The organism is Streptomyces sp. NPDC107562 (genome assembly GCF_055657325.1).
Genome location: NZ_JBVKBE010000010.1, coordinates 55,413 through 69,463 on the forward strand (window position 1 = coordinate 55,413; position 14,051 = coordinate 69,463).

A 14,051-nucleotide genomic window follows, 5' to 3' on the forward strand; every position below is an offset into this window, starting at 1 on the left:
CCGGCGGGCCCACCGCCCGTGGGACCACCCGTGGGACCACGGCCCGCAGGACGACCCGTGGGACCACCGCCCGCAGAACCACCCGTAAAACCACCGCCCGCAGAACCACCGCCCGCAGAACCACCCGTAAGACCACCGCCCGTGGGATCACCGCCCGCGGGCCGCCTACTTGTCGATGTCCCCCACCACGAAGAACATCGACCCGAGGATCGCCACCATGTCCGCCACCAGCGTCCCCGGCAGCAGCTCGGTCAGCGCCTGGATGTTGTTGTACGAGGCCGAGCGCAGCTTGAGCCGGTACGGCGTCTTGTCGCCCTTGCTGACGAGGTAGTAGCCGTTGATGCCGAGCGGGTTCTCGGTCCAGGCGTAGGTGTGTCCCTCGGGCGCCTTCAGCACCTTGGGGAGCCGCTGGTTGATCGGCCCCGGCGGCAGCTCGGCGATCCGGTCGAGGCAGGCGTCGGCGAGGGCGAGCGCGTTGTGGGTCTGCTCCAGCAGGCACTCGAACCGGGCCAGACAGTCGCCCTCGGAGCGCGTCACGACCTCCAGGGTGTCCTGGAGCTCCCCGTAGGCGAGGTAGGGCTCGTCACGACGCAGGTCGAAGTCGACGCCCGAGCCCCGCGCGATCGGGCCGCTCACGCCGTACGCGTGGACGGCCTCCGGCGTGAGCCTGCCGACGCCGCGCGTGCGGCCCCGGAAGATCTCGTTGCCGAGGACCAGGTCGTCGAACCGGTCCATGCGCGAGCGCACCCCCGCGACCGCGGCACGCGCGCGTGCGGTCCAGCCGGCCGGCAGGTCCTCCTTGAGGCCGCCGACGCGGTTGAACATGTAGTGCATCCGCCCGCCGGAGACCTCCTCCATGACGTTCTGCAGGACCTCGCGCTCGCGGAATGCGTAGAAGACCGGCGTGATGCCGCCCAGCTCCAGCGGGTACGAGCCCAAGAACATCAGGTGGTTGAGCACCCGGTTGAGCTCGGCCAGGAGCGTGCGCGTCCACACCGCGCGCGTGGGCACCTCCATGCCGAGCATGCGCTCCACGGCGAGGACGACGCCCAGCTCGTTGGAGAAGGCCGACAGCCAGTCGTGCCGGTTGGCGAGCATGATGATCTGGCGGTAGTCCCGCGCCTCGAACAGCTTCTCCGCGCCCCGGTGCATGTAGCCGATCACCGGCTCCGCGCTCGTGATGCGCTCGCCGTCGAGGAGCAGCCGCAGGCGCAGCACGCCGTGCGTGGACGGATGCTGCGGGCCGATGTTGAGCACCATGTCGGTGCTCTCCGCGGCACCGCCGATCCCGACCGTGGTCTCCGTCGTAGGAGTCATGGACACAGTCTGTCCTACGTAGGCTGGCCGTATGGAGACGGGGAGCCCGCAGGGCGACGGAACGGCAGGTCCGCAGGGCGGCGTGGTGACGGCGGAGGCCGAACCGGCCTGGACGGCGCTGCCGCCCGGCCTGCTGCGCATGCGACGGCTGCTGCTCGTGGTGTGGATGGGACTGCTGACGCTCGCCACGGGCCTGCTGCCGGGACTGCTGGCGGGCCCCGCGTGGGCCGCGTTCGTCCTGCTGCCGCTGGGCCTCATGGTGTGGGGCTGGTGGCTGATCGGCCGCAACTGGCGGTCCTGGCGGTACGCCGAACGCGCCGACGACCTGCTGATCAGCCGGGGCGTGCTGTGGCACACCGTGACGGTGGTGCCGTACGGCCGGATGCAGTTGGTCGAGGTGACCTCCGGGCCCGTCGAGCGGCACTTCGGGCTGGCCAGCGTGCAGCTCCACACGGCCGCCGCCGCGACCGACGCGACGATCCCCGGCCTCGACCCGGTCGAGGCGGAACGGCTGCGCGACCGGCTCACCGAGCTGGGCCAGGCACGATCGGCGGGGCTGTGACCACGCCGGGCACCGACGAGCAGGGCACGGCCCGCGAGGTGCGCGGTGCGCAGGACCCCACCGAGCGGCGGCTGCACCCGGTCACGCCGTTCCGGCGGGCGTGGGCGCCGGTCGCCGTGCTCATCGGGTGGGCGCTGCACGACCCGGACGGGGCCCACCGCCAGCTGAGCCGGCTCACCACGACCACGATCCTCATAGCCCTCGCCGTCGTCATACCGGCTGCCGCGCTGTACGGCTTCCTCAGCTGGTGGTTCACGCACTTCGCGGTGACCGGGACCGAACTGCGCATCCGTACCGGCCTGCTGTTCAGGCGCACCGCGCACATCCGCCTGGAGCGCATCCAGGCCGTCGACGTCACCAGACCGCTCCTCGCGCGCGTGGCGGGTGTCGCCAAGCTCAGGCTCGACGTCATAGGCACCGACAAGAAGGACGAACTCGCCTACCTCGGCGAGGCGGACGCCCGCGCGCTGCGGGCCGAACTCCTCGCGCGTGCCGCCGGTTTCGCTCCCGAGACCGCCCACGAGGTGGGCGAGGCGCCCGAACAGCGGCTGCTGCACGTGCCGGGCGGCGTGCTCGCCGTCTCGCTGCTGCTGACCGGCGCCACCTGGGCCACGCTGGCCGCCGCGGTCGTCGTACCCACCGTGCTGTGGCTCGTCACCCACAACCTGTGGACGGTGGTCGCGACCGCCGTGCCGCTGATCGGCGCGGCGGGCGCGAGCAGCGTCGGCAGGTTCGTCGCGGAGTACGACTGGACGGTGGCCGAGTCGCCGGACGGCATCCGCATCGACCGCGGGCTCCTCGACCGCGCGCACGAGACGGTGCCGCCGGGACGGGTGCAGACCGTGCGGATCGTGGAACCGCTGCTGTGGCGGCGGCGCGGCTGGGTGCGGGTGGAACTGGACGTGGCCGGTTCGTCCAACTCCCTGCTGCTGCCGGTCGCCCCGCGCGAGATCGCGGAGTCCCTCGTCACCCGCGTCCTGCCCGGCGTGACCGTACCGCCCGCCCCGTCCCTGTCCCGTCCACCGCGGCGCGCGGGCCGGTGCGTACCGCTGTGGTGGCGCGGCTACGGCCACACCGTCACCGACACGGTGTTCGTGGCCCGGCACGGACTGCTCCGGCGCACCCTCGCGCTCGTCCCGCACGCCAAGGTGCAGAGCGTCCGGCAGGAGCAAGGTCCCTGGATGCGGCTGTGGCGCCTCGCGGACGTCCATGTGGACACCGGGGCCGACAAGACGGTGACGGCCCGGCTGCGGGACGCCGAGGAGGCGGCACGACTGCTGCGCGCGCAGGCCGAGCGGTCACGGACGGGACGCCGGGACGCCCGGCCCGACCGCTGGATGACATGAGGAACGCCGTGCCCGGCGCTGCTGCGCCCGGCACGGCGTCGCGCCGGAGCCGTCCGGCGGATGGCGTGCGAACGGGGTTCCGGGTGCGCGGGCTCAGGACGCCGCGCTGCGCAGCCCCTGCATGTCGATCTGCTCGGTCTCGTCGTGCGCCGTCAGGTCGATCACCTGGCCGACGCCCCGCGACTGCGCGGTCGCGGGCTTGAACTCCGCCTCGGCCTCGGCCTTGTGCAGATCGAGCGCCTCCCGGCCGACCACGTCGGCGAGATCCTCGTTCTGCACGGCCTCCAGCGACGCGAAGCCCTCGCCGTCCGCCTTCGTGCCGAAGAAGTCGAACCCGCCCTCCACCCGGGGCCTGCGCACCGGCGTGGACGCCGGCACCACGGCCACCGCGGTGGGCACGGTGAAGTGGCCGGAGGGCTGCTGCAACGGGACCCGGGATGTGGTGGCGGCCGCGTGCTCGTGCGCGTCGGCCGCCTCGGTCTTCCCCCGCGCCTCGTCCTCCTGCGCGGCCTCCGTGCCGGCGCCGCGCTCGGCGTCCGCCGGGACGGGCTCCTTGACGGCGGTCTCCGCCCCCTCGCCCGGGTCCTGTTCGGGCTCGGCCGGCCGGTCGGCGTCGAAACGGACCAGTGCGGCCTGCGCCCGCAGGAACAGCCGGGACCCCTCCGGGGAGAACAGCTTCGGGCCCTCGGGCTGCCCCTCGTCGGCCGTCCCGTCGGTGGTGGGGTCGGCGGCGCCGTCCGCGGCGTCCGGGCCGGCGTCGGCCTCGGCGTCGATGTCCGTGTCGGTGTCGTCGTCGACATCGGCGTCGGCGTCCGCGGAGACCTCGTCGTAGGCGTCGGCCCGGGGGCCGGCCCCGTCCTCGGCGCCACCCTGCGCGACCGGCCCGGGCGGCAGGGCCCGCGAGGGAACCGCGGCCTCGATCTCCAGTTGGCGGCGGCCCTCCAGGGCGCTCGCCCGCTCGGTCTCGGCGTTGGCGTACCGGCGCAGCAGCGCCGCGTGCTCGTTGCGCAGCCCGGCGAGTTCGGTGCGCTTGGCCCGGAGGCGCTGTTCGAGCTTGCCGCGCAGCTCGCGCGACTCCTCCAGGTCGGTCTCCAGTTCGGCGACGCGTTCCTCGTGCCGCCACTCGTCGCTCGCCCGCGCGCGCACGAGGTCGGCCACCTGCTTGCCGGCCTGGATGTCCCAACGGCGCATGACGACCGCACCGGCGGCAGCCGTCACCGCGGCGGCGGCAGCCAGCCCACGGAGCAGCGTCTGTTCCGTGAACACCCAGGGGCCGAGAGCGCAGACGAGGGAGACGCCTGCGATCGCCGACGGAGGCAGCAGCCTGTGCAGAGGTGGTGAATGGCGGTGACGTCCACGTGGCATGGCCAGAAACTTACCGCGCGTAGGCGAATCGTGGTGCCCCAGGCGGTAAAAACACAGCCACTACGGGGCCTTGAAACGGTGCGGCCCGGTCCCCCGGGGCGGACGGCGGCTCAGTGCCCTTGGAAAGGGCTTTGCGAAGCGGAGTGAACCTCCCGTTACGTCCCGCCGTCCTAGAGGGCGCAATGTCGCCGGATGCCCGAATCGGCACCGGATTCCACCTCTTGCGCGTGACTCTCGCGCGGAACGCGCGCGGAGCCCTCGCCCAGAACCTCGGGATGCGATGTCTGTCAGCGAAGTCGGGAAACCTCCGCGGGACGGGGCCGTTCCGCCTCTCGTCGGCAGGGCCTGTGCCCTCGTGGGCCTCGCCGACATCGCCGCGGGCGTCCTCCCGCGCTTCCGGCACGGCCGCCTGCACGCGCTCGCCGAGGTGCTGCCCGGCGCGCTCGGCCCGTTCGCGGCCGCCGTCTCGCTCGGCGCGGGCGTCCTGCTGGTGCTGCTCGCCCACGGCCTCGGGCGCGGCAGGAGGCGGGCCTGGCGGGCCGCGGTCGTCCTGCTCCCGGTGGGCGCGCTCGGGCAGTTCACGTACCGGCACTCCGTGATCGGCGTGATCCTCTCGCTCGCGCTCCTCGCGCCGCTGCTGCGTCACCGCGACCGGTTCGCCTCCCCGCCCGAGCCGCACAGCCGATGGCGGGCACTGGCCAACGCCGTTCTCATGGGCGCCGGTTCGCTCGCCCTGGGCCTGGTCGTCGTCAGCGCGCACCCGCACAGCCTCGTCGGCGACCCGTCCCTGGCGGACCGCATCACCCATGTCCTCTACGGGCTGTTCGGCTTCGCGGGCCCGGTCGCCTACACGGGCACCGCCTCCCGGACGGTCACCGTCTGCCTGGGCGCCCTCGGCCTGCTCACCGCCGTCACCACGGTCCACCTCGCCCTGCGTCCCGGGCACCGGGCCGGCCGGCTCACCGAGGACGACGAAGTCAGGCTGCGCACCCTCCTGGAGCGGCACGGCGGCGACCCGCCCGGACACCTCGCCCCGCGCCGCGGCCGGGCCGTCGTCTTCTCCCCCAGCGGCAAGGCGGCGGTGACCTACCGGGTGGTCCACGGGGTGATGCTCGCCGACGGGGACCCCGTCGGCGAGGTCGAGGCCTGGCCCGGGGCCATCGAACGGTTCATGGACGTGGCACGCGCCCGCTCGTGGACGCCCGCCGTCACGGGCTGCTCGGGAACGGGCGGCGAGGTATGGCTCCGCGAGACCGGCCTCCACGCCCTGAGCGCCGAGGAGCTGCCGGAGCGGGGCCCCGACGTCCACCGCGCCTGCGTCGTCCACCAGGCCTTGGGGGACCAGCTGATGCCGCGCTCCGAGACCACCGCGCGCCCCGGCGCGCACGCCGTCGCTGAGCGGGACGCCCGCACGGCCTGATCCGGACGGTCCCCCACCAGGCCCGCCCAGGTGAGGAGCCCGGCCCCACCCTGGGCCTACGCTGAACGTATGAGCAATCACAGCGGGCGCGGGCGGATCGCGGGCCTACCGGAATGGGACCGCTGCGCGGTCATGGGAGTCGTGAACGTCACCCCCGACTCCTTCTCCGACGGCGGCCGCTGGTTCGACACCACCGCCGCCGTCAAGCACGGCCTCGACCTGGTCGCCGAGGGCGCCGACCTGGTCGACGTCGGCGGCGAGTCCACCCGCCCCGGCGCCTCCAGGGTCGACGAGGCCGAGGAGCTGCGCCGGGTGGTCCCGGTCGTCCGTGGCCTCGCCTCCGAGGGCGTCACCGTCTCCGTCGACACCATGCGCGCGTCCGTCGCCGAGCAGGCCCTCGCCGCCGGCGCCACCCTTGTCAACGACGTCAGCGGCGGCCTCGCCGACCCCGGGATGATCCCCGTGGTGGCGCGGACGGGCGCCCCCTTCGTCGTCATGCACTGGCGCGGCTTCCTGGAGGGCGGCAACATCCAGGGCGTCTACGACGACGTCGTCACCGAGGTCGCCGAAGAGCTGCACGCGCGCGTGGAGGCCGTCCTGGAGGGCGGCGTCGCCCCCGACCGGATCGTGATCGACCCCGGTCTCGGCTTCTCCAAGGGGGCCGAGCACGACCTCACCCTGCTCGCCCACCTCGACCGTCTGCGCACGCTCGGCCACCCGCTGCTCGTCGCCGCCTCCCGCAAGCGCTTCCTCGGCCGCGTACTGGCGGGCCCGCAGGGCGCCCCGCCGCCCGCGAGGGAACGCGACGCGGCGACGGCCGCCGTCTCCGCGCTGGCGGCGCACGCCGGCGCATGGGCCGTACGCGTCCACGAGGTCCGCGCCACCGCGGACGCGGTCCGCGTCGCACGCGCCGTGGAAGGAGCCCGGTGACCGCACCGCACACCGACGTCGAAGAGGTCGAACTCGCCAACACGGCCTTCTACGAGACGCTGGAGAGGGGCGACTTCGAGGAACTGTCCACCCTCTGGCTCACCCCCTCCGACCTGGGCGTCGACGAGACGTACCACGACCCGGCGGACAGCGGCGTGATCTCCTGCGTGCACCCCGGCTGGCCCGTGCTCACCGGCCGCGGCGAGGTCCTCCGGTCGTACGCCCTGATCATGGCGAACACCGAGTACATCCAGTTCTTCCTGACCGATGTGCACGTCTCCGTCACCGGCGACACCGCCCTGGTGAACTGCACGGAGAACATCCTCAGCGGCGGCCCCGCCCCCGAGGACGGCGACGGCCCGGGACCACTCGTCGGCCAGCTGGTGGTCGCCACCAACGTGTTCCGGCGTACCCCCGACGGCTGGAAGCTCTGGTCGCACCACGCCTCACCCGTACTGACCGAGAACGGCGAGGACGAGGAGGACGAGTCGCCCGCCTGAGCGGGCGGGCGCCCGGGCCCCGAAGGGACCAAGAAGTGGTTGGAATCACGGACCCGGGGTATGGGCGGCTACCAACCCGTGAGCCGCCGGATTCCCCAGGGGAAACACACGATGAAACCTCCCGGCCCCCGCCGGGGCCCCCGCCCCCGTGTCCCGGGGCTGTCGGTGTCCGCAGGTAGATTCGTTCGAGGCCGGTGTGCCGCCCGCACACGGTACGCACCGGCCGCACCCGACGATTGCAGGAGTGATTCGCGTGGATCGTGTCGCGCTGCGCGGCTTGAAGGCCCGCGGGCACCACGGTGTGTTCCCCAGGGAACGCGAGGAGGGCCAGACCTTCATCGTGGACCTCGTCCTCGGCCTGGACACCCGGCCGGCCGCGGCCGACGACGACCTGGCGAAGACCGTGCACTACGGCGTCGTGGCGGAGGAGGTCGTGGCCGTCGTCGAGGGCGAGCCCGTCAACCTCATCGAGACGCTCGCCGAGCGCATCGCCCAGGTCTGTCTGAAGCACGAGGGGGTCAAGGAGGTCGAGGTCAACGTCCACAAGCCGGACGCACCGATCACGGTCCCCTTCGACGACGTGACCGTCACCATCATCCGGAGCCGAGTATGACTGCCTCGTTCACCGAGGGTCACAGCGACCCGACCGTACAGCCGGTACCCGCCTCCGTCGTGGAGCAGGTCGACGCCGCCGACACCACCCTGCAGAACCCCAAACGGGTCGTGATCTCCATCGGCTCCAACCTCGGCAACCGCCTGGAGACCCTCCAGGGCGCCATCGACGCCCTGGAGGACACCCCGGGCGTACGCGTCAAGGCCGTCTCCCCCGTCTACGAGACCGAGCCGTGGGGCGTCGAGCCCGGCAGCCAGCCCGCGTACTTCAACGCGGTCGTGGTCCTGAAGACCACCCTGCCCCCGTCCTCGCTCCTGGAGCGGGCGCACGCGGTCGAGGAGGCCTTCCACCGGGTCCGCGACGAACACTGGGGCCCGCGCACGCTCGACGTCGACATCGTGTCCTACGCCGAGGTGGTCTCCGACGACCCGCTGCTGACCCTCCCCCACCCCCGCGCCCATGAACGCGCCTTCGTCCTCGCCCCCTGGCACGACGTGGAACCCGACGCCCAGCTGCCCGGCCGCGGCCCCGTCGTCGAACTGCTGGGCGTCGTCACCCAGGACGGGGTGGCCGCCCGCGCGGACCTGGAACTCCGGCTGCCCGAGTAGTCGTTAAGGTCGAGACGACCACAGTCCGGGGGATCCGGGGAACCGAAGGGACACCGTGAGAGAGCTGCGCATCAGGGTGCTGGCCGGCGTCTTCGTCGTCGCAGGCATCCTGTCCTGGGCGGGCGCCCGCCTCTGGAACTCGATCGGCACGCTCCCGAGCGTCCCCCTCGCCGCCCCCGTCGTCCTGGCCCTGATCGCCGCGGTGCTGCTCGCCACGGCGCTCTCGCTGCGCGCCCGGCTCAGAGCCCAGCGCGAGCGCCGTCCCGGCGCCAAGGGGGTCGACCCGCTGATGGCGGCCCGCGCGGTCGTCTTCGGCCAGGCCAGCGCCCTGGTGGCGGCCCTGGTCGCCGGAATGTACGGCGGCACGGGCGTCTTCCTGCTGGAGTCCCTGGACATCCCGGCCCGCCGCGACCAGGCCATCTACGCCGGCTGCTCGGTCGTCGCCGGCATCGCCGTCATAGCGGCCGCGATCTTCCTGGAAAAGATCTGCAAACTCCCGGAGGACGACGACCACAACGGCCCCGGCACGGCCCCGGCTGCCTGAGTCCCTCGTCAGCGAGCCATGATCAGGCTCATGGCCTCGTTGCGCGTCGCCGCGTCCCGCAGCTGCCCTCGCACCGCCGACGTGATGGTCTTCGCGCCGGGCTTGCGGATGCCCCGCATGGACATGCACATGTGCTCGCACTCCACGACCACGATCACGCCGCGCGGCTCCAGTATGTCCATCAGGGAGTCCGCGATCTGGGTGGTGAGTCGTTCCTGCACCTGGGGGCGGCGCGCGTAGACGTCCACCAGCCGGGCCAGCTTGGACAGTCCGGTGATCTTGCCGGAGGTGGCCGGAATGTATCCGACGTGCGCCACGCCCCGGAACGGCACCAGATGATGCTCACAGGTCGAGTACACCTCGATGTCCTTCACGAGCACCATTTCGTCGTGCCCGATGTCGAACGTCGTGGTCAGCACGTCCTCGGGCTTCTGCCACAGCCCCGCGAATATCTCCTTGTACGCCCGCGCCACCCGCGCCGGCGTCTCCCTGAGGCCCTCGCGGTCCGGGTCCTCGCCGACCGCGATCAGGAGTTCGCGTACGGCGTTCTCGGCGCGCTTCTCGTCGAACTCGCCGATCGTGCCCTCGCCGTCCAGCGTCACGGGGTCGGTCATGTGGTGCCTCGTTCCTGTGCCTGACGCGTCACTGGACGCGTCCCAACTGTGCGCATACGTCGATGCCGCGCCACCCAGGCTAGAACCTGGGTGGCGCGGCATCCATTCCGGGCCTGTCGGGACCGCGGGGGCGGCCCTGGGGGTCAGGCTTCGGGGCGATCCTCCGGGGCGGCCGGCTCGGCGGCGGGGGCGGGCTCCGCCACCGCGCTCTTCGCGGTGATCGCCGCCGTCGCGCCGTTGGCGCCGTTCGTCAGTGCGAGCTCCTTCGGGGAGAGCACCGGCGGACGGGTGGACGGCGTACGGCGGGAGGAGCCGGTCCACGCGGGACGCGGCGGCCGCTTGACGATCGGGGCGAAGATCTCGGCGATCTCCTCCTTGCCCAGGGTCTCCTTCTCGAGGAGCGCCAGGACGAGGTTGTCGAGGACGTCGCGGTTCTCGACGAGCATCTCCCACGCCTCGTTGTGCGCGGTCTCGATGAGCTTCTTGACCTCTTCGTCGACGAGCGCGGCGACTTCCTCGGAGTAGTCGCGCTGGTGGGACATCTCACGGCCGAGGAACGGCTCGCTGTTGTCGCCACCGAACTTGATCGCGCCCAGCCGCTCCGTCATGCCGTACTGCGTGACCATCGCGCGGGCCAGGTTGGTGGCCTTCTCGATGTCGTTGGCGGCACCGGTGGTCGGGTCGTGGAAGACCAGCTCCTCGGCCGCGCGGCCGCCCAGCATGTACGCGAGCTGGTCGAGCATCTCGTTGCGCGTGGTCGAGTACTTGTCCTCGTCCGGCAGCACCATCGTGTAGCCGAGGGCGCGGCCGCGGGACAGGATCGTGATCTTGTGGACCGGGTCGGAGTTGGGGGAGGCCGCCGCGACCAGGGCGTGTCCGCCCTCGTGGTACGCGGTGATCTTCTTCTCCTTGTCCGACATGATCCGGGTCCGCTTCTGCGGGCCCGCCACGACGCGGTCGATGGCCTCGTCGAGCATCTTGTTGTCGACCAGCTTCTGGTCGCTGCGCGCCGTCAGCAGGGCGGCCTCGTTCAGCACGTTCGCCAGGTCGGCGCCGGTCATGCCCGGCGTACGACGGGCGACGGCCGACAGGTCGACGTCGGGCGCGACCGGCTTGCCCTTCTGGTGGACCTTGAGGATCTCCAGACGGCCCTGCATGTCGGGGCGGTCGACGGCGATCTGTCGGTCGAAGCGGCCGGGACGCAGCAGCGCCGGGTCCAGGATGTCGGGCCGGTTCGTCGCGGCGATGAGGATCACGCCGCCCTTGACGTCGAAGCCGTCCATCTCGACGAGCAGCTGGTTCAGGGTCTGCTCGCGCTCGTCGTGACCGCCGCCGAGGCCGGCGCCGCGGTGGCGGCCGACCGCGTCGATCTCGTCGACGAAGACGATCGCCGGGGCGTTCGCCTTGGCCTGCTCGAACAGGTCACGGACTCGGGAGGCACCGACACCGACGAACATCTCGACGAAGTCGGAACCGGAGATCGAGTAGAAGGGCACGCCCGCCTCGCCGGCGACGGCGCGCGCGAGCAGCGTCTTGCCGGTGCCGGGCGGGCCGTACAGCAGCACGCCCTTGGGGATCTTGGCGCCGACGGCCTGGAACTTCGCCGGCTCCTGCAGGAACTCCTTGATCTCCTGGAGCTCCTCGACCGCCTCGTCGGCGCCCGCGACGTCGGTGAACGTCGTCTTGGGGGTGTCCTTGGTGATGAGCTTGGCCTTCGACTTGCCGAAGTTCATCACTCGGCTGCCGCCGCCCTGCATCTGATTCATCAGGAACAGGAAGACGACGACGATGAGGACGAAGGGCAGCAGGGACAGCAGGATGCTGACGAACGCGTTCTGCTTGGTCGGCGAGACCGTGTATCCGTCGGGGATCTGCTTGTTCTGGTACTTGTCCTGCAGCGTGTTGGCGAGGTTGGCGCCCTGGTCGCCGATGTAGCTCGCCTGGATCTTGGAGCTGTCCTCGATCTTTTGGCCGTCCTTGAGCGTGACCTTGATGGTCTGCTCGTCGCCGGTGGTCAGCTTGGCTGCTTCGACCTTGTTGTCATTGATCGCCTGGACGACCTGGCCGGTGTCCACCGTCTTGTAGCCACCGGACGAGCCGACGACCTGCATCAACACGACCACGGCAAGGACGGCCAGCACGATCCACATGACCGGCCCACGGAAGTATCGCTTCACGTCCATCCATACGGAGCGGTGTCGCCCCGTCCCTCCTGCCATAGTGAGTTTGATAAGACAGTTCTTCTGACGGTACCCCAGCATCGGTGCCCGAAGCCGCACGGGACGGCTGGCGAACCCGTCTGCATGCTCCAACGGCGCGAGGCCCGCCGGGGTTCCCGATCGTCCTACAAGGCTTGGGCCGTCTGGCTCAGCCGCCGTAGACGTGGGGCGCGAGCGTACCGACGAACGGGAGGTTGCGGTACTTCTCGGCGTAGTCGAGGCCGTAGCCCACGACGAACTCGTTGGGGATGTCGAAGCCGACCCACTCGACGTCGATGGCGACCTTCGCGGCGTCGGGCTTGCGCAGCAGGGTGCAGACCTTCAGGGACGCGGGTTCGCGCGAGCCGAGGTTGGACAGCAGCCAGGACAGCGTCAGGCCGGAGTCGATGATGTCCTCGACGATCAGGACGTGCCTGCCCTTGATGTCGGTGTCGAGGTCCTTGAGGATCCGCACCACACCGGAGGACTGGGTGCCCGCGCCGTACGAGGACACGGCCATCCAGTCCATGGTGACCGGGGTGGACAGCGCCCGCGCGAGGTCGGCCATGACCATGACCGCGCCCTTGAGCACTCCGACGATCAGCAGGTCCTTGCCCGCGTACTCCGCGTCGATCTTCGCGGCCAGCTCGGCCAGCTTCGCGTCGATCTCTTCCTTGGTGATGAGCACCTGCTGAAGGTCGGCACCCATGTCGTTCGCGTCCACCCGCATCACTTTCGGTCGTCCCACCGGCCGTCCCCGGACGTCCCTGCCGCGTGCGCGGCGTGCGCGGAACCGTGTGCACGGTCCGGTGGGAGTGTCCCGGATTCAGCCTTGCCGAATCACCAGTCTGCCACCCTGACGGCGGACGACGACTTTGCCCGGGAGGTTGATGGCTCCCTGGCCGCGCCAGCCGGTGATCAGGCGGTCGACTTCCTCGATGTGCCGGGCGAACAGCGAACCGGCCGGCGCGCCCGCCTCGATGGCGGCCCGGCGCAGGATCCGGCGGCGTACCGCGGGCGGCAGGGCGTACAGCTTGGCGCACTCCAGGCCGCCGGCGGCGTCGCGGACGGACCCCTCGGCCTGGCTCGCCCAGGTGTCGAGGGCGTCGGCGTCGTCGCGGGAGAGCTGGGCCGTGCGGGCGAGGGCCTCGACGACGCCCTTGCCGAGGGCCTTCTCCAGGGCGGGCAGTCCTTCGTGGCGCAGCCGCGATCTGGTGTACGCCGGATCCGCGTTGTGCGGGTCGTCCCAGACCGGCAGGGACTGGACCATGCACGCCTTGCGCGCGGTCTGCCGGTCGAGCTGGAGGAAGGGGCGCCGGTAACGGCCGCCGGCCCCCGAGACCGCGGCCATTCCGGACAGGGAGCGGATGCCGGAGCCGCGGGCGAGGCCGAGCAGGACGGTTTCGGCCTGGTCGTCGCGGGTGTGGCCGAGCAGGACGGCGGCGGCACGATGGCGTACGGCGGCGGCGTCGAGGGCGGCATAGCGGGCGTCACGGGCGGCGGCTTCGGGGCCGCCGTCGCGGCCGACGTGCACGGCGGTGGCCTCGACCGGGTCCAGGCCCAGTTCGCGCAGCCGCAGCACGACCTCCTCGGCGCGCAGCTCGGAGCCGGGCTGGAGGCCGTGGTCGACGGTGACGCCACCCGCGCGCATGCCGAGTTTGGGGGCTTCGAAGGCGAGCGCGGAGGCCAGCGCCATGGAGTCGGCGCCGCCGGAGCATGCCACGAGCACGAGCGGCGAGGGGGGACGCTCGTGGGGGGTGGAGTGGTACTCGGTGAGGATGTCGTGGAGGACGCGGCGTACCGCCAGGCGTATCGCCGCGACCGCAGGATGGGGACCCATTGTCCGGTTCCCTTCATGAAGTTTTTCGGGGGGTGAGCCCGAGCTCGGTCACTCAGAGTGTGTAGATGGTGACAGAACCGGGCCGTTCCCCGAGCATTGCACGCCTACCCATGGCTCACGGTCCCTCGGACGGGTGATTGAAGGGGCGTTCGCCTGCCGTCGGCCGGATCCGGTTCACGACGTCTCACCCGTGG

13 protein-coding genes and 1 pseudogene are annotated in these 14,051 nt (G+C 71.8%); 8 read left to right on the forward strand and 6 right to left on the reverse strand.

The genetic code is table 11. The features are described from left to right. Positions 1-165 precede the first annotated feature (165 nt). Positions 166-1,317 carry an NADH-quinone oxidoreductase subunit D gene (locus ACZ7LV_RS25640; protein ID WP_471942527.1) on the reverse strand — a complete coding sequence of 384 codons (1,152 nt, stop codon included), beginning with the start codon at positions 1,315-1,317 and terminating at the stop codon, positions 166-168. A 31-nt stretch (positions 1,318-1,348) separates the two neighbouring features. Between ACZ7LV_RS25640 and ACZ7LV_RS25645 the strand changes: the two genes are divergently transcribed. Next, positions 1,349-1,879 carry a PH domain-containing protein gene (locus ACZ7LV_RS25645; RefSeq protein ID WP_471942529.1) on the forward strand — a complete coding sequence of 177 codons (531 nt, stop codon included), beginning with the start codon at positions 1,349-1,351 and terminating at the stop codon, positions 1,877-1,879. Then, positions 1,876-3,225: a PH domain-containing protein gene (locus tag ACZ7LV_RS25650; protein ID WP_471942531.1), complete on the forward strand. Its 1,350-nt coding sequence runs from the start codon at positions 1,876-1,878 to the stop codon at positions 3,223-3,225. The genes ACZ7LV_RS25645 and ACZ7LV_RS25650 overlap by 4 nt, the downstream gene beginning before the upstream one ends. A 93-nt stretch (positions 3,226-3,318) precedes the next feature. Here the strand turns inward: ACZ7LV_RS25650 and ACZ7LV_RS25655 are convergent, their stop codons facing one another. Beyond that, the gene (locus ACZ7LV_RS25655; RefSeq protein WP_471942532.1) at positions 3,319-4,590 is read right to left on the reverse strand and encodes a hypothetical protein; all 1,272 of its coding nucleotides are present in this window, start codon (positions 4,588-4,590) and stop codon (positions 3,319-3,321) included. A gap of 280 nt (positions 4,591-4,870) precedes the next feature. Here ACZ7LV_RS25655 and ACZ7LV_RS25660 point away from each other — a divergent pair. The 6 genes and pseudogenes from ACZ7LV_RS25660 to ACZ7LV_RS25685 form a co-directional block, all read left to right on the forward strand. Then, positions 4,871-5,860: pseudogene (locus ACZ7LV_RS25660) on the forward strand (phosphatidylglycerol lysyltransferase domain-containing protein); the annotation flags it as partial. Between the two features lie 219 nt (positions 5,861-6,079). Continuing rightward, positions 6,080-6,940: a dihydropteroate synthase gene (folP, locus tag ACZ7LV_RS25665; RefSeq protein WP_471942534.1), complete on the forward strand. Its 861-nt coding sequence runs from the start codon at positions 6,080-6,082 to the stop codon at positions 6,938-6,940. Further along, the gene (locus tag ACZ7LV_RS25670; RefSeq protein WP_471942535.1) at positions 6,937-7,440 is read left to right on the forward strand and encodes a nuclear transport factor 2 family protein; all 504 of its coding nucleotides are present in this window, start codon (positions 6,937-6,939) and stop codon (positions 7,438-7,440) included. Before folP ends, ACZ7LV_RS25670 begins: the two co-directional genes overlap by 4 nt. 253 nt (positions 7,441-7,693) lie before the next feature. Beyond that, positions 7,694-8,053: a dihydroneopterin aldolase gene (gene folB, locus ACZ7LV_RS25675; protein WP_401675768.1), complete on the forward strand. Its 360-nt coding sequence runs from the start codon at positions 7,694-7,696 to the stop codon at positions 8,051-8,053. Further along, positions 8,050-8,661, forward strand: coding sequence for a 2-amino-4-hydroxy-6-hydroxymethyldihydropteridine diphosphokinase (gene folK, locus ACZ7LV_RS25680; protein WP_471942537.1), 612 nt, complete (start codon positions 8,050-8,052; stop codon positions 8,659-8,661). The genes folB and folK overlap by 4 nt, the downstream gene beginning before the upstream one ends. A 55-nt stretch (positions 8,662-8,716) precedes the next feature. Then, on the forward strand, positions 8,717-9,205 hold the full coding sequence (locus ACZ7LV_RS25685; RefSeq protein ID WP_471942538.1) for a DUF3180 domain-containing protein: 489 nt from the start codon (positions 8,717-8,719) through the stop codon (positions 9,203-9,205). An 8-nt stretch (positions 9,206-9,213) separates the two neighbouring features. On the opposite strand, the gene folE is transcribed toward ACZ7LV_RS25685, so the two are convergent. The 4 genes from folE to tilS form a co-directional block, all read right to left on the reverse strand. Next, on the reverse strand, positions 9,214-9,819 hold the full coding sequence (gene folE, locus ACZ7LV_RS25690; protein ID WP_471942540.1) for a GTP cyclohydrolase I FolE: 606 nt from the start codon (positions 9,817-9,819) through the stop codon (positions 9,214-9,216). A 143-nt stretch (positions 9,820-9,962) separates the two neighbouring features. Then, on the reverse strand, positions 9,963-12,002 hold the full coding sequence (gene ftsH, locus ACZ7LV_RS25695; protein WP_471942542.1) for an ATP-dependent zinc metalloprotease FtsH: 2,040 nt from the start codon (positions 12,000-12,002) through the stop codon (positions 9,963-9,965). Between the two features lie 184 nt (positions 12,003-12,186). Next, entirely contained in the window at positions 12,187-12,747 is a 561-nt protein-coding gene (hpt, locus tag ACZ7LV_RS25700) for a hypoxanthine phosphoribosyltransferase (protein WP_164585775.1), read from the reverse strand. Between the two features lie 96 nt (positions 12,748-12,843). Further along, complete coding sequence (tilS, locus tag ACZ7LV_RS25705; protein ID WP_471942543.1) at positions 12,844-13,857, reverse strand: tRNA lysidine(34) synthetase TilS; 1,014 nt, start codon at positions 13,855-13,857, stop codon at positions 12,844-12,846. Positions 13,858-14,051: the final 194 nt, after the last annotated feature.